Here is a 16500-nt window from a genome sequence, read left to right as displayed (position 1 = left end):
GAACGGGGCCCACGTTGACCCGTCTCGCCCCCTCACCCTAACCTGAACGCCGTTCACCTGACCGCCGTTCAGGTCCATGCCGGAAGAGGTCCCATGAGCACCACCGCACGCCGCCTCACCCCCGCCGACCTGGCGCTGGTCGCGGCGTTCGCCGCCCTGATCGCGGTGTGCGCGCTCCTGCCGGCGCTCAAGGTCGGCGCGGGCCTGGTGCCGATCACGCTGCAGACCTTCGCGGTGCTGCTCGCCGGCGCCCTGCTGGGGCCGTGGCGCGGGTTCCTCGCCGTCTGCCTCTACCTGGCCGTCGGCGCCGCCGGGATGCCGGTCTTCTCCGGGGGTGCCGCCGGGCTGGCGGTGCTCCAGGGACCCACCGCGGGCTACCTGGTCGGCTTCCCGCTCGCCGCCGCGCTGTGCGGGCTGCTGGTCGCCCGGCTGCTGCCGCGGCGCGCGACCCGGGTCGGCGTACCGCTGGTGTTCGCGGCCGGCCTGCTCAGCAGCGCGCTGTGCATCCACACCCTCGGCATGGCCGGGCTGGTCTGGCGCGCCGACATGACCTGGGCGCAGGCGTGGAACGTCGACAAGGTGTTCTGGATCGGCGACGTCATCAAGAACGTCTGCATGGCGCTGGTCGCGACCGCCGTGCACCGCGCCTTCCCCGACCTGCTGCCCCGCCGCTCCCCCGTCCGCCCGCGTCGTACCCCGGCCGCCGCGTGAGCATCACCCTCGACCGCGTCAGCGTCACCGTCGCGGGCCCCGACGGGCCGCTCACCATCCTCGAGGAGACCACGCTCGACCTCACCGAGCGGCGGATCGCGCTGATCGGCCCCAACGGCTCCGGCAAGTCGACCCTCGCCCGGCTGGTCAACGGCCTGGTCGCCGCGAGCACGGGGACGGTGAGCGTCGACGGCCTCGACGTCGCCACCCAGGGCCGGGAGGTACGCCGCCGGGTGGGGTTCGTCTTCACCGACCCGGCGGCGCAGCTGGTGATGCCGACGGCGGTGGAGGACGTCGCGCTCTCGCTGCGCCGCACCCACCGCGGGCGCGCCGCGCGGCAGCGGGCCGCGCTCGAGGTGCTCGAGCAGCACGGTCTCGGCGCGCTCGCCGACCGCAGCGTGCACGCGCTGTCCGGCGGCCAGCGTCAGCTGCTGGCGCTGGCCGGCGTACTGGCGACCGGGCCGTCGGTGCTGGTCGCCGACGAGCCGACCACCCTGCTCGACCTGCGCAACTCCCGCCATGTCGCGGACGTGCTCTTCGGCCTCGAGCAGCAGTTGGTGCTGGTCACCCACGACCTCGAGCTGGCCGCGCGCTGTGAGCGCGCCCTGGTCGTCGACGGCGGCAAGGTGGTCCACGACGGACCCGGCCCGCAGGCCGTGGCGCACTACCGGGCGATGGTGTGAGCGACCCGCTGCTCGGCGACTACCGTCCCGGCACGACCGTGCTGCACCGGCTGCCGGCCGGTGCCAAGCTGCTCGCGCTGGCGGTCGGCGGCGTGGTGGTCGCGCTGCGCTCGCCGACGATCGCCCTGGTCGCCCTCGCGGTCTCCCTGGCCCTGGTCGCCCTGTCCGGGATGGGGCTGCGCCGCACGCTGCGCGCCCTGCGCCGGATCGCGGTGGTCGTGGTCCTGCTCGGCGCGTTCTCGGTGTGGCAGCACGGGTGGTGGCGGGCGGTGGAGTCGGTCGCCGACCTGGTCGCGCTGGTGCTGGCCGCGACCGTGCTCACCGCGACCACCGCCGTCGACGAGCTGCTCGACACCCTCACCCGGCTGCTGCGCCCGCTGCGCCGCCTCGGGGTGGACCCGGAGCTGGTGGCGCTGGCCTTCTCGCTCACCCTCCGCGCGATCCCGACGACGCTGGAGATCGCCCGCGAGACCCGGCAGGCCGCGGTCGCCCGCGGCCTGCAGCGCGACCCGCGCGCCCTGCTCACCCCGCTGGTGATCCGGGTGGTCGCCCAGGCCCGCAACACCGGCCAGGCGCTCCAGGCCCGCGGGATCGGCGAGGACTGAGGAGCCTCCGGGTCAGGCCTGGGCGGACTCGACCAGCCAGTCGCCGGTGCCGTACGGGTCCTCGAGCGGCTGCGAGCCGTGCTCGTGCACGATCCGCCAGACCAGGTCCTCGCCACGGCGTACGACCCAGGTCATCCGCATCGGCAGCGGACGCGGGGTGCCGGCGCCCTCGAACTGGTACTCGATGACGCCGCAGACGGTGGCCAGGTCGCCGCTCTCGAAGACCGCGGGGCCCTCGGTCCAGCGCCAGTCGAGCAGGAGGATCGGGGCCTCGAAGTAGTCGCGCCAGCCCTGGTGGATGCGCTCACCACCCTTGTTGGTCCAGCGCGGGCCCTCGACGAAGACGTAGGTGTCCTCGGCCTTGTCGAAGCAGTCCAGCACCCCCTCCAGGCTGCGGTCGCGCAGCGAGTCGAGCATCAGCGTGGCGGTGTCCAGGGGGGTGCGTGCGGGCGAAGCGATCATGAAGGTGCCCCTCTCGGGCTCGGTGGTGAAGGGCCGCAGGGCGGAGCGCCCGCGGCGGGGGTGGCTAGTCGGCGAGCCAGGCGCGGTCGAGGTCGCGCAGGCTGAACAACGAGGACGCCGTGTGCCCTCGCAGCCGGGGCGAGTACGCCTCGACGTACCGCGCCGTCACGGTCGGGATCAGCGGCACCACCTCGAGCTCGCGGGCCTGGACGGCGCGCCAGGCGGCCGCAGGGTCCTCGGGGGCGCCGATGGCCTCGACGAGCAGCCGGTCCAGCTCGGCGTCGGCGAACCCGGTGTAGTTGGCGCTGGACTCCGAGTGCATCGCGGAGAACGCGTAGATCGGCGTGTAGCCCGAGGACAGCCCGGCCTCGATGTTGAGCATCACCAGGTCGAAGTCCCCCGAGAACAGCCGGGGCAGGTAAGCGGCCGACTCCTGCGGGGAGAGGGTCGCGTCCAGGCCGAGCTCACGCAGGTTCGCCTGGATGACGGTGCCGAGGGAGATGCTCAGCGGCTCGTTGCGCACGATCAGCTCGATGGGCGTACCCTCCGCCACCCCGGACTCGGCCAGCGCGGCCCGGGCCTTCGCGAGGTCGGCGTCCTCGCCGTACGTCGTGCCGAGCTCGGCGTCCCAGTTCGGCGTACCGTCGGCCAGCACGGTGGAGGCGGGCTCGGCGACCCCTTGGAACACCGTGTCGACGAGCGCACCCCGGTCGATCGCCCAAGCCACGGCCCGTCGGAAGGCCGGGTCGGCGGTCGGGCGGCCGGGCGTCATGGACGGGAAGAGCGTCGGCATCAACGCCGAGCGGGGCGTCACCTCGACCTCGACGTCGCGCTTCTTCAGGTTCTCCACCTGGTTGAACGGCACCATCGGCATGACGTCGGCGGCACCGCTGGCGAGGTTGGCCATCCGGGCGGCGTCCTCGGAGACGGTGCGCATCACGACCCCGTCGAGATAGGGCCGCCCCTCGACGAAGTAGTCCTCGTTGCGCTCGAGCTCCACCTGGACCCCCTGGTCCCAGGAGACGAACCGGAACGGCCCGGTGCCCATCATGGTGCGGGCATAGGTGTCGGAGGGCGCGTAGTCCTGCTCGCTGGAGATGATCGGGACCTGGGCGAGGACACCGGCCAGGACGTCGTGGCGGCGCGCGAGCTTCACGACGACCGTCTGCTCGTCCGGGGTGTCGACCTCGGTGATCGGCGAGAGCCCGGCGAACCAGATCGAGGCGTTCGCGGGATCCAGCACGGTCTCGAGGGTGAACGCGACGTCCTCGGCGCTGAGCGGCGAGCCGTCGTGGAACCGCACGCCCTCGCGGACCGGGATCGTGAGCGTCAGGCCGTCCTTGCTGATCGTCGGCTCGGCGGTGGCCAGCTCGTTCTCCAGCTCGCCGTCCTCGCTCCAGCGGTAGAGGGTGTTGTAGACCAGCCCGACCAGGTTGTAGGTGCCGAAGACGTTGTACTTCAGCGGGTCGAGGCTGGTCGGGTTGGCCACCCAGTCGATGGTGACGGTGCCGCCACGCTGCGGCGTCGTGTCGTTCTCCGCGCTGCCGCCTCCGCCTGCACCTCCCGATCCGCATCCGGCCAGGACGAGCGCGAGCACGCCTCCCACGACCACCGAGCGCCCGATCGGACGCCACCTCCACTGAGCGCGCATGGCACCACTTCCCGAGATTGTTTCGTCAGGTGGAACACTGTTCCTCCTCGTGGAAGGAGGGTAGGGGCGTGGCAGGAGCGGGGTCAACCATCTGATCCGTCTTTGATGAGGGGTCTTCGGGGCGCGCATAACCGCGCAATTGCGCGGAGAAGTACCTGTATCGGGCGCGCGACGGTGCCAAACCCAGCAATTGCGCAGGTACGTGCACCCCCGGGCCGCCACCCGACGAGGGGGTAAGGACCCGGGGGCTCAGGTCGGGCGAGGCGGCTCAGGCCGAGGGCGTGAGCAGGAACGGCGTGCCGGGCAGCCGACGCAGCAGCGGTACGTCGACCCAGGTCATGCCGAGCAGCGTGCCGTCGGGGCGCTGGCGCAGCTCGTCGCGGACCCAGCACCACGGGCGCGGGGCGTCGGCGGCGTAGGCGACCACGACCGCGGGCCGTCCGTCGGCGAGCGAGGGGCCGATGGCGGCCCGCATCGGCAGCACCTCCGCGAGCGCGCCGTCGCGGCGGCGTACGAGGTTGACGCCGGCCAGGCCCTCACCCGTTCCGGCGCGGAACCGCTTGCCCTGCCAGCGCGGCAGCCCGATCAGGCCCAGCCCGGCCGGGGCCAGCCGGGTGAGCGGGCGCCCGAACGAGGCCCGCAGGTCTCCCGCGACCTCCACGCGCAGCGAGGCGAGGTCCGGCGCGGGCAACTCGGCCCACGCCCGGGCCAGGCCCAGGACCGTGGGGGTCACCATCCCGGCGCCCGGCGGTGACCCCACGGCGCGGCGGCCTCGACCTGGGCGGACAGCGACAGCAGCAGCTCCTCCTCGGCCGGGCGGGCCGCGAGCATCACCCCGACCGGGAGCCCCTCGGGCGTCCAGTGCAGCGGCAGCGAGACCGCCGGCATGCCGGTGACGTTCCACGCCGAGGTCCACGGGGTGAAGGCCTTCTGCGCCTCGAAGTCCGCCTGCGGGTCCGCGTCGTCGCGCAGCGCCCCGACCCGCACCGGCGGGGCGGCCAGCGTCGGCGTCAGCACCACGTCGTACGGCGCCAGCGCGGTGAGCGCGTCGGCGGCGAAGCGGCGCAGGGCCCCGATCGCCAGGCCGAACTCCGGCCCGCTCACCGCCCGGCCGCGCTCGGTGAGCCAGCGGGTGAGCGGGCGCAGCTGCTCCTCGCGGCCGGCGGGGGCCGTGGACAGTGCGGTCAACACCGCCCAGCAGGTCTCGAAGACCCCGACCGCCTCCGGCGGCAGCGGTACGGCGACGTCCTCGACGTCGTGGCCCAGCGACTCCAGCAGCCGCGAGGCGTCCTCCCACGCCTGCACGCACTCCGGGTCGACCGGGGCGTCGGCGATCACCGGCGCGACGAAGCGCGCGACCCGGAGCCGTCCGGGCTCCCGGTCGCAGGCGGCGAGGAACGGGCCGCCGGACGGTGGCGCCCAGAAGGGGTCGCCGCTGCGTCGGCCGGCCAGCGCGTCGAGCAGTGCCGCGGCGTCGCGCACGGTGCGCGCGAGCGAGCCGGCGGTGCCCAGCCCGATCGGGTCGCCGTACATCGGGAACCCGCTGATCCGCCCGCGGCTCGGCTTGAGCCCCACGAGCCCGCAGCAGGAGGCCGGGATCCGGATCGAGCCGCCGCCGTCGGAGCCCTGGGCGAGCGGGACCAGCCCGGCCGCGACCGCGGCCGCGGCGCCGCCGGAGGACCCGCCCGCGCCCCGGGTGCGGTCCCAGGGCGTCACCGACGGCGGGGCGACGTCCGGCTCGGTGTAGCAGGGCGAGCCGAACTCGGGCGTGCTCGTCTTGCCCAGGCTCACCAGGCCCGCGGCCTCCATCGCCAGCGTGACGCCGTCGGAGATCTCCGGGACGTGGTCGTCGTAGGCGGCCGACCCGAAGGTGGTGCGGACCCCGGCGGTGAGGTTGAGGTCCTTGATCGCGCTCGGGACGCCGTGCAGCGGTCCGGCGCCCTCGGGCGCACCGGCGCCGAGGTCGCGGGCGGCCTCCCGGGCCCGATCGGCGGTGAGCGTGACGAACGCGCCGACCGAGTCGAGTCGGTCGGCGCGTTCGAGGTAGTGCTCGGCGAGCTCGAGGGGCGACACCTCGCGGCGGCGCACCAGGACGCCCTGCTCGAGCGCGGTCAGGTCGTGGAGGTCGGCCATGCGGCGACGCTAGCGGACCCGACCGCGGTGCAGCCTCAGGCCGCGGCGGTCTCGGAGTAGTCCACCAGCGCCTGCACGGCGGCCTGCAGCTTCGCGAAGACCTCCGCGTCGTTGAGCACGTCGACCTCGAGGGCCGACTGGGAGACCGTGACGTCCTCGAGCACGACGGCGCCGGCGATGTTCGCCGAGCGGGCGGTGTCGTTGTGCGCCCACTTGCCGCCGTACGGCGTGGGGGTGACGCCGATGACCGCGAACGGCTTGCCGGAGAGGGCGCCGCCGCCGTACGGGCGCGAGAGCCAGTCGATGGCGTTGTTGAGCACGGCCGGCATGGTGCCGTTGTACTCCGGGGTGACGGCCAGGACCCGGTCGGCCTCGGCGACGGCCTGGCGCACCGCGACGGCGGCGGCCGGCGCGTCACCGGCGTCGAGCTCCTCGTTGTAGAACGGCAGCTGCTCGAGACCGTCGACGATCGAGAGGGTCACGCCCTCGGGAGCCTCGGCGGCGAGCTTCTCGGCGACCTTGCGGTTCAGCGAGTCGGCGCGCAGGCTGCCGACGAGGATGGCGACACGGGTGGTGGTCACGATGTGGTGCTCCTTGGATCTGGGACAGGTCTCGGCGAATGAAAACGGACCGTGGTCCGTTTTCATTCCCCTCACTGGTCCGTACCACGCGTGATCTGGGTCGCGCCGCCGCGGCGCATTCGCCCGCACGCGGTGGCCGGCGTCTCTAGGCTGGCCGGACCATGTCCGATCCCCGTCCGCTGCCGCTGCTCGGCTCCGCCCCGGTGGAGCGCAGCGACGCCGCGCGCAACCGGGAGCGGCTGCTCGAGGCCGCCCAGCGGCTGATCCGCGAGGACGGCCCCGATCACCTGACGATGGAGGCGCTCGCGAGCGCCGCCGGCGTGGGCAAGGGGACGGTCTTCCGGCGCTTCGGCTCCCGCGCGGGCCTGATGGCCGCGGTCCTGGACTTCTCCGAGGCGGAGTGGCAGGCCGCGGTGATCGGCGGACCGCCACCGCTGGGCCCGGGCGCGCCGCCCTGGGACCGGCTGGTCGCGTTCGGCCGCTCCCGCCTGGAGCGGGTGCTGGAGGCCGCCGACCTGATCCGGGCGGCCGGCTTCACCGACGCGCGCTCCGCGGCCGTGCACTCCTTCGCCGCGCTCCACGTGCACCACCTGCTCGCCGAGCTCGACACCCCCGGCGACCTGCCGCTGCTCGCTACCGCGCTGCTCGCGCCCCTCGAGCAGCCGGTGCTGCACAACCAGGTCACCGTCGAGGGCATCGACGTGGACCGCATCCACGCCGCCTGGGTGGACCTGGCCTCCCGCGTCGTCGGCCGCTGACCCACCCGCCGAGTCGGCCCTTGTGGTCGGCAGGTCTCGACTCGAGCGTCCACAGTCTCGACTCGAGCGTCAGAAGTCTCGACTCGACCTCATCACCCGGGGTCAGGAGCTGGTGTCGTCCCAGGGCAGGCCGGGGAGGCCGGGGAGGGGCTGCTCGGTGGCGGGGGCCCAGCGCGGGCCGCCGTCCTGCAGCTGCCAGGCGAGTACGCCGACGAGGGCCGCGAGCACGCCGGCGGCGAGCACCCAGCTCGCACCGGTCGCCGCGGCCGGGTGGACCAGTCGCGCGAGCGGACGGCGCACCCGGTTGCCGCCGGGGCCGCAGGCGAGCGCGAGCCCGAGCACCGTCCCGCACACGAGCAGCGTGGCCGGCACCGCGGTGGCGAAGGCGTAGCAGATCAGCCCGGCGGCCGCGGCCAGCCCGGCGCTCCACAGCGCCAGCACCAGGGTGCTGGGGATCGAGCGCACCAGCCCCCACGGAGCGCTCAGCAGCAGCTGCGGCCCGTCGTACCAACGCCGTCCGCGCAGCCGGCGCCGGTCACCGACCGCGCTCGCGATCAGCGACCCGCTGCGCAGCAGCCAGACCACGGTGAGCACCACGGCGCTCGCCAGCCAGGGGTACGCCGCGACGCCGACGCCCACGCCGGCCGCGGCACCGGCCCACAGCACCGCGCGGCGCGCGCGCTCGGCGAACCCAGCCTGCGGCGTCGCGGGCTCGACGGGTGCCCCCCAGTCGTCCCAGTCGTCCCGGTCGTGCTCGTGCGGGTGCTCCTCGACCCGCGGGAGGAACCGGGTGGCGTGCTGGGTCTCGACGCGGGTGGGCGGCGGGTCGTCGCTCCACCCGTCCTCGTCCCAGCGGTCCTCGTCCCAGTCGTCCTCGGGCTCGGCGACCCGGCCCGTCGGCTGGTACGCCGCCTGGTGCGACGCCAGCGCGATCGGCACGGTGTGGAGGTCCTCGGCCGCGGGCGGCGGCGGGACCGGGGCGGTGGACCGGGTGGTGCGCGGGCGCAGCCGGTGCAGCACGTCGGCGAGGCTCGGCCGGAGCGCGGGGTCGGGGTCGAGGGCCGCCTCGACGAGACCGCGCAGGTCCTCGGGCAGGTCGTCGGGCAGGCCGCTGACGTCGTGCTCACCGCGGCGCACCCGGTCCATGATCGCCATCGCCGGGCCGCGCCCGAACGGCGGGCGACCGGTGCCGGCGTAGGCGACGGTGGCCGCCCAGGAGTGGATGTCGGAGGCGGCGGTGGCGTCGTCGCCGTAGAGGATCTCGGGGGCCAGGTAGCCCGGGGTGCCGAGCAGCCAGCCGGTGTGGGTCAGCCGCGGGTCGTCGGCGACCCGGGCCAGCCCGAAGTCGATGAGGATCGGGGTGCGCCCCTCCATCAGCACGTTGGAGGGCTTGATGTCGCGGTGCAGGACGCCGGCGGCGTGGACGCTGGCGACGCCCTCGGCGAGCCCGGCGGCGAACCAGAGGAGGTCCGGGCCGGTGATCGGCCCCTCCTCGACCACGTGGTCGTGCAGCGAGAGGCCGGGGACGTAGCGGGTGGCGACGTAGGGCACCTCGGCCCACGGGTCGGCGTCGAGGATCTCCGCCACCCAGCGGCTGCGGATCAGCTCCAGGGAGCTGACCTCGCGGGCCAGCCGGGCGCGCGCCTCGTCGTCGCCGACGATGTGCGGGCGCATCACCTTCAGCGCGACGCGGTGCCCGTCGTCGTGGCGGGCGAGGTGGACCACGCCCATCCCGCCCTCGCCGATCTTGGCCAGCAGGGTGTAGTCCCCCACCTTCGCGGCGGCGCGGGAGGCCGGGAGCTCTGACACGGATCGAAATCTACCCGTGTCGGCCGGCCGCCCGCGCCACCCTCGAGGTGCAGCGGGTCAGCGGACGTTGGCGACCGCGGCGGCGAGCTCGTCCACGAAGACGTCGAGACCCCAGGTCAGCGACAGCGCGGTCGGCGGCGAGACGGCGGCCACGACGTCCTCGCCGACCACCGTGGCGACGGTGCCGTCACGGAACTGCTGCATGGTCTTGAAGGTCTTGTCCTTCGCGATCTCCTCGGCCCGCTGCTCGGTCGGGACGTAGGACAGCAGCACGTCGGAGGTCAGCTTGTCGACCTCCTCGGTGCTGAGCGTGTAGTAGAACGTCGACTCCTCGGTGTCGAGCTCGTCCACGCTGGGGGCGAGGGTGAAGCCGAGGTCCTCGAGGAACTCCACGCGCGGGTCGGCGCCGCGGTAGACGTAGAACGCGCTGGGGTCGATCGCGACGGCGGCGATGGTCTTGCCCTTGAACTCGGGGTTCTCCTTGGCCGCCGCGGCGACCTCGGCGTCGATCTCCTCGAGCAGCTGCTCGGCCTCCTCGGACTGGCCGAGCGCCTCGCCGACGGTGGTCACCACGTCGCGCCACGGCGTCGCCCAGGGCTCCTCGGGGTAGGCCACGGTGTCGGCGATCTTCGAGAGCTTCTCGTAGTCGGCCTCGGTGATGCCGGAGTAGTTCGCGAGGATGATGTCGGGCTCAGCGGCCGCGATCTCCTCGAACGGCGGCGCCTCGCCGGGGGTCAGCGCGATGGGCGTCTCGCCGGACTCCTCGAAGGCCTCCTCCTGCCACGGCATGAAGCCGTCCTCGGAGGCGCCGTAGCTGAGCTTCTCCATCGCGACCGGGGTGACGCCGAGCGCCAGGGCGGCGTCCGGGGAGCCCCAGCCCCAGGTCACGACCCGCTCGGGCTTCTCCTCGATCTCGGTCTCGCCGAAGGCGTGCTCGATGGTCACGGGCTCGAAGGAGTCGCTGGCGCCCGCCTCGGGTGCGTCCGAGGCGTCGTCGGAGCCGCAGGCGGCCAGCGGCAGGGCGAGCAGGGCGGCCGCCGCGAGCGACAGGGCCGCGCGGGAGCGGGACCGGGTGGGGAACTGGCGAACGGACGTCACGTCCACTCCTCGGGGTGGAGGGGCCGATCAGCGACCCAAATGATTAGGACAGCCTTACCTTATCGCGGGCGCCAATCCGCATCACCGCTCGGGTCGAGGGCCGCGGGCGGCGGGATCGGTCGGCGCACCCCCGGCGTACCGCCCGACCGGTACGACGAGGGGGCAGCCGGTCACCGGGTCCGGGATCACCCGCGACTCCAGCCCGAACGCCTCACGCACGCACTCGACGTCGAGCACCTCCGCGGGCGGGCCCTCGCGCAGCAGCCGCCCGTCGGCCATCACGACCAGGTGCTGGGCGTAGCGCGCGGCGAGGTTGAGGTCGTGCAGCACCATCACCACCGTGGTGCCGCGGGTGGCGTTGAGCTCGGCGAGCAGGTCGAGGAGGTCGACCTGGTGGGCGATGTCGAGGTACGTCGTGGGCTCGTCGAGCAGCATGATGCGCGGGTCCTGGGCGAGCATCATCGCCACCCAGACGCGCTGGCGCTGCCCGCCGGACAGCTCCTCGACCCGGCGTCCGGCCAGCTCGTGGGTGTCGGTGAGCGCGAGCGCCGCGGCGACGGCATCGGCGTCGGTCGAGCTCCAGCGCCGGAACGCGCCCTGGTGCGGGTGGCGCCCGCGGGCGACCAGGTCGCTGACGGTGATCCCCTCGGGCGCGATCGGCTGCTGCGGCAGCAGCCCGAGCACCGCGGCGACGTCGCGGGGGCGCAGCCGCTGCAGGTCGGTGCCGTCGAGCTCGACGGTGCCGGCGCTGGGCCGCAGGATCCGGCCCAGGCCGCGCAGCAGCGTGGACTTGCCGCAGCCGTTGGCCCCGACGATCACGGTGACCTGGCCCGAGGGGACCGCGAGGTCGACGCCGTGCACGACCGTGCGCTGGTCGTAGGCCAGCTGCACCCCGCGCGCGACCAGCGACACCGGCGCCTCGTCGCGGGCGCCGGTCTCCTCGGACCGGTGCGCGGTCAGGGTCATCGCGGTTCTCCTTCTCACAGGGGTGCCTGCGGGTCTCGGGGGGTCAGGCCGCGCGGGCGCGGCCGCTGGCCATCAGCCAGATCAGGTAGGGCCCGCCGATGGCTCCGGTCACGACCCCGACCGGGACCGCCATGTCGGCGGGGAGCAGGTGCTGGGCGACCAGGTCGGCGCCGACCACCAGCACCACCCCGACCAGGGCGGCCTGGAGCAGCGCCAGGGTCCCGTCGCCGAGCAGGCGCCGGGCGATCGGGGCAGCGGTGAACGCCACGAACGCGACCGGCCCGGCGGCCGCGGTGGCCACGCAGGCGAGCGCGACGCCCAGGGCGATCACCAGCCCGCGCGTCAGGTCGGGGCGCCGGCCCAGGCTGCGGGCCTGGTCGTCGCCAAGCAGGAGGATGTCGAGGGCGCGGGCCACGGCGGCGACGAGCGGGACCAGCACGAGCAGCGCGAGCGCCAGGCTGCGCACCAGGCTCCAGTCGGCCTGGGCCAGGCTGCCGGTCATCCACAGCAGCGCGGACTGGGCCTGCTGCACCTCGCTGCGGGTCAGCAGGTAGCCGATGACCGAGGAGCAGACGTAGGCCACCCCGATGCCCGCGAGCACGAAGCGGTGGCCGGTCATCCCGCCGCGCCACGCCACGGCGTACAGCATCAGGCCGACGGCCGCTCCCCCGGCGATCGCTGAGAGCGAGACGAGCGCGCCGCTGGCGCCGCCGAGCAGGATCGCCGCGACCGCGCCCGCGCTCGCGCCCTGGGAGATGCCGATGACGTCGGGGCTGGCCAGCGGGTTGCGCAGCACCGACTGGAACAGTGCCCCGGCGATGCCGAAGGCGACCCCGACCAGCACGCCGAGGGCAACCCGGGGCAGGCGGAGCTCGGTGATGATGAAGGACGCCGGGGCGGCGTCGGAGCCGGCGACCGCGGCCAGCACCTGGCCCGCCGAGAGCGGGTAGTCGCCCATCATCAGCGAGGTCAGGCACAGCGCCACGGCCGCAGCGAGCAGGCCCAGGGTGACGACCGCGCGCCGCGTCCGCCGGTGCCGACGGGTGGCGCGCAGGCCCCGGGCGGCGACCTCGAGGCGCTCGTCGGAGACCCCGGTCAGCAGCGTGGGGGCGCTCATGCGGCCACCGCCCGCGAGCGGCGCACGATGCCGATGAGCACGGGGGCTCCGAGCACGGCGACGACGAGCCCGGCCTCGAGCTCACCGGGTCGTACGACGAGGCGCCCGACCACGTCCGCGGCCAGCAGCAGCACCGGTCCGAGCAGCGCGGAGAGCGGCACCAGCCAGCGGTAGTCGGGGCCGACGAGCACACGGGCGAGGTGCGGGACCGCCAGGCCGATGAACGCGATCGGGCCGACCAGCGCGACCGCCGAGCCGCACAGCAGCACCACCGCCACGACGACGAGCAGGCGTCCGCGGGCGACGTCCTGGCCCAGGCCGCGGGCGACGTCGTCACCGAGCGCGAGCGCGTTGAGCACCCGCCCGGAGGCCAGCGCGAGCAGCAGGCCGAGCGCCACGAACGGCAGCACCGCGACCAGGACGTCGAGCGGGCGGTTGGCCAGCGAGCCGACCTGCCAGAAGCGGTACTCCCCCAGCGTGCGACGGTCGGTGAGCAGCACGACGCTGCTCAGCGAGGTCGCGGTCGCGGTGAACGCGGCCCCGACCAGCGCGAGCTTGATCGGCGTGACGCCCTCCCAGCCGAGCGAGGCGGCGCCGTAGACCACCACCGCCGCGATCGCGGCCCCGGCGAAGCCGAACCACAGGTAGCCGGCGACCGAGGAGACGCCGAGGGCGGAGATGGCGGTGACGACCGCCAGGGAGGCGCCGGCGTTGATGCCGAGCAGCCCGGGGTCGGCGATCGGGTTGCGGGTGACGCCCTGGAGCAGCGCCCCGGCGGCGCCGAGCGCGGCTCCACCGACGATGCCGATCAGGGTGCGCGGCACCCGCAGGTCGCGCACCACCGCATGGTCGTTGTCCCCGGCGACCGGGGAGAACAGACCGGCCCACACCTGGCTGGGGCTGATGTCGCGGGCGCCCCACATCAGGCTGGCGAGCGCGACGAGGGCCAGCAGCGCGAGCAGCACCAGCGCGCTCACCACGCCACGGGAGACCCGGGTGGCCCGGACCTGCGGCGCGGACGGTACGGCGGGGGGCCGGTCGAGCGTCGAGCTCACGACCACCTCCCTGCCACGGCGCGCCCGGACGGCACACCCGCTCAAAGGTAAGGCTAACCTCACAGCCCAGCGGTGGCGAGTCCCACCGGGCGTACCACGGGGTCCCGGGCCCGAGCCCGGGCGCCCGTCACGGCTCAGACGATGCGGCGCATCCAGCCGAAGGTGTCCTCGGCGCGGCCGTACTGGATGTCGACGAGCGCGGAGCGGATCGCCATCGTGACCTCGCCGCTCTCGTGGACGCACGGCACCTCGCCGCCGTCCCACTTCAGGCTGCCGACGGGGGTGACCACCGCGGCGGTGCCGCAGGCGAAGATCTCCACGATCTCGCCGCTGGCGACGCCCTCACGCCACTCCTCGATGCCGAAGCGGCGCTCCTCGACCTTGTGCCCCATCTGCTGGGCGAGGTCGATGATGCTGCTGCGGGTGATGCCCTCGAGGATCGTGCCGGTCGCGGGGGTGACGATGCGGCCGTCGGCGTAGACGAAGTACATGTTCATGCCGCCCAGCTCCTCGACGTACTTGCCCTCCTGGGCGTCGAGGAACACGACCTGGTCGCAGCCGTTCGCGGTGGCCTGCTGCTGGGCGACCAGGGAGCTGGCGTAGTTGCCGCCGGTCTTGGCCGCGCCCATGCCGCCGCGACCGGCCCGGGTGTAGTCCTCGGTCAGCCACAGCGAGACCGGCTTCAGCCCGCCCTTGAAGTACGACCCCGCCGGGCTGGCGATCACCATGAACGTGACGTGCTGGGAGGGACGCACGCCGAGGAACTTCTCCGAGGCGAACATGAACGGGCGCAGGTAGAGGCTCTTCTCCCCCGCATCGGGCGCGGTGGTGTCGGGCACCCAGCGCTGGTCGATGCGGACCAGCTCCTCGACCGCCTGGAGGAAGTCGGGGACCTCGAGCACCGGCAGCGCCAGCCGCTCGCTGGAGCGGGCCATGCGCTCGGCGTTCGCCTCGGGACGGAAGGTCCAGATCGACCCGTCCGCGTGGCGGTAGGCCTTCATGCCCTCGAAGGTCTCCTGGGCGTAGTGCAGCACCGCGGTGGCCGGGTCCAGGCTGATCGGGCCGTACGGCTCGATGCGGGCGTCGTGCCAGCCCGCCTCGGGCGTCCACTCCACGGTGAGCATGTGGTCGGTGAAGTGGTTGCCGAAACCGGGGTCGGCGAGCACCTCGGCGAGGCGCTCGTCGCTGACCGGGTTCGGGTTGGGCGTGGTGCGGATCTGCATAGGAGGCACGGTAGTCCTAGTCGGGTCGGCGCGGGCCCGCGGTGCGGGAACGAGCACGCGCGCTCAGGCGGGGAAAGCAGCGGGAAATGGCGGACGCCGGGCACCGTCAGGGGTGCCCGGCGTCCGACCGGAGTGCGGAGCGGGGCGTCAGCCGGATACTCGGGCGGCGATCGCGTCGCCGACCTCGGGAGTACGGCGCGCCTGGCCGGGCGTGCGGGCGGCGAGGTCGGCGACGACGGCGTCGTCGATGCGACGGGCCGCCTCGGGGTGGCCGAGGTGGTCCAGCAGCATGGCCGCGGAGAGGATGGCCGCGGTCGGGTCGGCCTTCTGCTGCCCGGCGATGTCGGGGGCGGAGCCGTGCACCGGCTCGAACATCGACGGGGCGGTGCCCGACGGGTTCACGTTGCCGGAGGCGGCCAGGCCGATGCCGCCGGTGACGGCGCCGGCGAGGTCGGTGATGATGTCGCCGAAGAGGTTGTCGGTGACGATCACGTCGAAGCGCGCGGGGTCGGTGGCCATGAAGATGGTGGCCGCGTCGATGTGCAGGTAGTCGGTGGTGACCTCGGGGTACTCCGCGGCCACCTCGTTGAACAGCCGCCACCACACCGAGCCGGCGTGCACGAGCACGTTGGTCTTGTGGACCAGGGTGAGCTTCTTGCGCGGCCGGCGCTGGGCGCGGGCGAAGGCGTCGCGCACGAGGCGCTCGACGCCGTACGCGGTGTTGACCGAGACCTCGGTGGCGACCTCGGCCGGCGTACCGACGCGCAGGGCGCCGCCGTTGCCGGTGTAGGGGCCCTCGGTGCCCTCACGGACGACCACGAAGTCGATCTCGCCGGGGTTGGCGAGCGGCGAGCTCGAGCCGGGGTAGAGGCGCGAGGGTCGCAGGTTGACGTAGTGGTCGAGCTCGAAGCGCAGGCGCAGCAGCAGGCCGCGCTCGAGCAGACCCGGGGGGATGTTCGGGTCGTTGGGCTTGCCGCCGATGGCGCCGAGGAGGATCGCGTCCTGCTGGCGGATCTCTGCGAGCGCGGCGTCGGGCAGCACCTCGCCGGTGGCCAGGTAGTGCTCGGCGCCGAGGCTGTAGTGGGTCTGCTCGAACTTCACGCCCGCGGGGGCGGCAGCCTCGAGGACCTTCAGGGCCTCGGGGGTCACCTCCTTGCCGATGCCGTCGCCGGGGACGACGGCGAGACGGACGGTGCCGGAGGCGGGTGCGGGGGCGGAGCTCGAGCTGGTCATGGGGTTCACGCTAGTTGTCGTCGGGGCGCTGACCGCCGTTGTCCCGCAGGTCGAGCGAGCGCTGCACGGCGAGCACGGTGTTCTCGCGGCTGCGCGGGTTGTCGGGGTGGTGGCTGGCGGGTCCCCACTCGGGATACATGTCGTACATCGGTGCTCTCCTGGTCGTCTGGTGCTCGCGGGACGGGTGCGGTGCGGTGCGGATGGGGCGGTGCCACATCCGGTCGACGGCCCCGCGGCGGGACGACGGTGCGGCGGCGTCGTGCCGGGGATCACCCGGGGAACGGCGCCAGCCGGTCAGGAGAGTTGCGGATCACGCCAGCTCGAGGGCGTACCCGCCGCGGAGACATCGACAGATGTGCGAGAAGCCGTCAACGCCGACCACCGCGGCGAGGTGGCCTCTCGTGAGCAGTGGTGC

The 16500-nt window shown here is 74.1% G+C and carries 17 protein-coding genes; 4 read left to right on the top strand and 13 right to left on the bottom strand.

The annotated features are described in order from the left end of the window. The first annotated feature begins 93 nt into the window (after positions 1-93). Genes HBO46_RS05985 through HBO46_RS05975 form a run of 3 tightly spaced genes read left to right on the top strand, consistent with a single transcriptional unit; the run spans position 94 to position 1999 of the window. On the top strand, positions 94-711 hold the full coding sequence (locus HBO46_RS05985; RefSeq protein WP_166140287.1) for a biotin transporter BioY: 618 nt from the start codon (positions 94-96) through the stop codon (positions 709-711). Next, positions 708-1394: an energy-coupling factor ABC transporter ATP-binding protein gene (locus tag HBO46_RS05980; protein ID WP_224769398.1), complete on the top strand. Its 687-nt coding sequence runs from the start codon at positions 708-710 to the stop codon at positions 1392-1394. The genes HBO46_RS05985 and HBO46_RS05980 overlap by 4 nt, the downstream gene beginning before the upstream one ends. After that, positions 1391-1999 (top strand): CbiQ family ECF transporter T component, encoded by a 609-nt coding sequence (locus HBO46_RS05975; RefSeq protein WP_166140286.1) that lies wholly within the window; start codon positions 1391-1393, stop codon positions 1997-1999. The genes HBO46_RS05980 and HBO46_RS05975 overlap by 4 nt, the downstream gene beginning before the upstream one ends. A 12-nt stretch (positions 2000-2011) precedes the next feature. Here the strand turns inward: HBO46_RS05975 and HBO46_RS05970 are convergent, their stop codons facing one another. From HBO46_RS05970 to HBO46_RS05950, 5 genes are all read right to left on the bottom strand, one after another. After that, positions 2012-2461, bottom strand: coding sequence for a YybH family protein (locus HBO46_RS05970; protein ID WP_166140285.1), 450 nt, complete (start codon positions 2459-2461; stop codon positions 2012-2014). 64 nt (positions 2462-2525) lie between these two features. After that, the gene (locus tag HBO46_RS05965) at positions 2526-4112 is read right to left on the bottom strand and encodes an ABC transporter substrate-binding protein (RefSeq protein ID WP_166140284.1); all 1587 of its coding nucleotides are present in this window, start codon (positions 4110-4112) and stop codon (positions 2526-2528) included. Between the two features lie 268 nt (positions 4113-4380). Continuing rightward, the gene (locus tag HBO46_RS05960; protein WP_166140283.1) at positions 4381-4848 is read right to left on the bottom strand and encodes a hypothetical protein; all 468 of its coding nucleotides are present in this window, start codon (positions 4846-4848) and stop codon (positions 4381-4383) included. After that, on the bottom strand, positions 4842-6245 hold the full coding sequence (locus tag HBO46_RS05955; RefSeq protein WP_166140282.1) for an amidase: 1404 nt from the start codon (positions 6243-6245) through the stop codon (positions 4842-4844). The genes HBO46_RS05960 and HBO46_RS05955 overlap by 7 nt, the downstream gene beginning before the upstream one ends. A gap of 35 nt (positions 6246-6280) precedes the next feature. After that, the gene (locus tag HBO46_RS05950) at positions 6281-6826 is read right to left on the bottom strand and encodes an NAD(P)H-dependent oxidoreductase (protein ID WP_166140281.1); all 546 of its coding nucleotides are present in this window, start codon (positions 6824-6826) and stop codon (positions 6281-6283) included. A gap of 161 nt (positions 6827-6987) precedes the next feature. On the opposite strand from HBO46_RS05950, the gene HBO46_RS05945 reads away from it, so the two are divergent. Continuing rightward, positions 6988-7584 (top strand): TetR/AcrR family transcriptional regulator, encoded by a 597-nt coding sequence (locus tag HBO46_RS05945; protein ID WP_166140280.1) that lies wholly within the window; start codon positions 6988-6990, stop codon positions 7582-7584. 102 nt (positions 7585-7686) lie between these two features. Here the strand turns inward: HBO46_RS05945 and HBO46_RS05940 are convergent, their stop codons facing one another. The 8 genes from HBO46_RS05940 to HBO46_RS05905 form a co-directional block, all read right to left on the bottom strand. Next, entirely contained in the window at positions 7687-9393 is a 1707-nt protein-coding gene (locus HBO46_RS05940; RefSeq protein ID WP_166140279.1) for a serine/threonine-protein kinase, read from the bottom strand. 57 nt (positions 9394-9450) lie between these two features. Next, a complete protein-coding gene (locus HBO46_RS05935; RefSeq protein ID WP_207950377.1) occupies positions 9451-10491 on the bottom strand; it encodes an iron-siderophore ABC transporter substrate-binding protein in 1041 nt (346 codons plus the stop codon). An 81-nt stretch (positions 10492-10572) separates the two neighbouring features. Continuing rightward, positions 10573-11457 carry an ABC transporter ATP-binding protein gene (locus HBO46_RS05930; RefSeq protein WP_166140278.1) on the bottom strand — a complete coding sequence of 295 codons (885 nt, stop codon included), beginning with the start codon at positions 11455-11457 and terminating at the stop codon, positions 10573-10575. A 43-nt stretch (positions 11458-11500) separates the two neighbouring features. Continuing rightward, complete coding sequence (locus tag HBO46_RS05925) at positions 11501-12574, bottom strand: FecCD family ABC transporter permease (RefSeq protein WP_166140277.1); 1074 nt, start codon at positions 12572-12574, stop codon at positions 11501-11503. Next, the gene (locus HBO46_RS05920; RefSeq protein ID WP_224769397.1) at positions 12571-13629 is read right to left on the bottom strand and encodes a FecCD family ABC transporter permease; all 1059 of its coding nucleotides are present in this window, start codon (positions 13627-13629) and stop codon (positions 12571-12573) included. The genes HBO46_RS05925 and HBO46_RS05920 overlap by 4 nt, the downstream gene beginning before the upstream one ends. A gap of 134 nt (positions 13630-13763) precedes the next feature. Further along, positions 13764-14852 carry a branched-chain amino acid aminotransferase gene (locus HBO46_RS05915; protein WP_166140276.1) on the bottom strand — a complete coding sequence of 363 codons (1089 nt, stop codon included), beginning with the start codon at positions 14850-14852 and terminating at the stop codon, positions 13764-13766. Between the two features lie 147 nt (positions 14853-14999). Further along, on the bottom strand, positions 15000-16085 hold the full coding sequence (locus HBO46_RS05910; RefSeq protein ID WP_166140275.1) for a 3-isopropylmalate dehydrogenase: 1086 nt from the start codon (positions 16083-16085) through the stop codon (positions 15000-15002). A 10-nt stretch (positions 16086-16095) separates the two neighbouring features. After that, positions 16096-16233, bottom strand: a complete 138-nt coding sequence (locus HBO46_RS05905) for a hypothetical protein (protein ID WP_166140274.1) — start codon at positions 16231-16233, stop codon at positions 16096-16098. Between the last annotated feature and the right edge of the window lie 267 nt (positions 16234-16500).

The organism is Nocardioides ochotonae (assembly GCF_011420305.2).
In the GTDB taxonomy this organism is placed as follows: Bacteria; Actinomycetota; Actinomycetes; order Propionibacteriales; family Nocardioidaceae; genus Nocardioides; species Nocardioides ochotonae.
The sequence above is the reverse complement of the archived record's forward strand: the minus strand, read 5'-3'. Positions and strand labels throughout refer to the sequence as shown.

What these genes read in the sequence shown, in the direction of transcription:
- HBO46_RS05960 (WP_166140283.1), bottom strand. Translation starts at nt 4,848, where the DNA reads ATGGTGACCCCCACGGTCCTGGGCCTGGCCCGGGCGTGGGCCGAGTTG.
- HBO46_RS05965 (WP_166140284.1), bottom strand. Translation starts at nt 4,112, where the DNA reads ATGCGCGCTCAGTGGAGGTGGCGTCCGATCGGGCGCTCGGTGGTCGTG.
- HBO46_RS05905 (WP_166140274.1), bottom strand. Translation starts at nt 16,233, where the DNA reads ATGTACGACATGTATCCCGAGTGGGGACCCGCCAGCCACCACCCCGAC.
- HBO46_RS05970 (WP_166140285.1), bottom strand. Translation starts at nt 2,461, where the DNA reads ATGATCGCTTCGCCCGCACGCACCCCCCTGGACACCGCCACGCTGATG.
- HBO46_RS05910 (WP_166140275.1), bottom strand. Translation starts at nt 16,085, where the DNA reads ATGACCAGCTCGAGCTCCGCCCCCGCACCCGCCTCCGGCACCGTCCGT.
- HBO46_RS05915 (WP_166140276.1), bottom strand. Translation starts at nt 14,852, where the DNA reads ATGCAGATCCGCACCACGCCCAACCCGAACCCGGTCAGCGACGAGCGC.
- HBO46_RS05930 (WP_166140278.1), bottom strand. Translation starts at nt 11,457, where the DNA reads ATGACCCTGACCGCGCACCGGTCCGAGGAGACCGGCGCCCGCGACGAG.
- HBO46_RS05985 (WP_166140287.1), top strand. Translation starts at nt 94, where the DNA reads ATGAGCACCACCGCACGCCGCCTCACCCCCGCCGACCTGGCGCTGGTC.
- HBO46_RS05925 (WP_166140277.1), bottom strand. Translation starts at nt 12,574, where the DNA reads ATGAGCGCCCCCACGCTGCTGACCGGGGTCTCCGACGAGCGCCTCGAG.
- HBO46_RS05945 (WP_166140280.1), top strand. Translation starts at nt 6,988, where the DNA reads ATGTCCGATCCCCGTCCGCTGCCGCTGCTCGGCTCCGCCCCGGTGGAG.
- HBO46_RS05955 (WP_166140282.1), bottom strand. Translation starts at nt 6,245, where the DNA reads ATGGCCGACCTCCACGACCTGACCGCGCTCGAGCAGGGCGTCCTGGTG.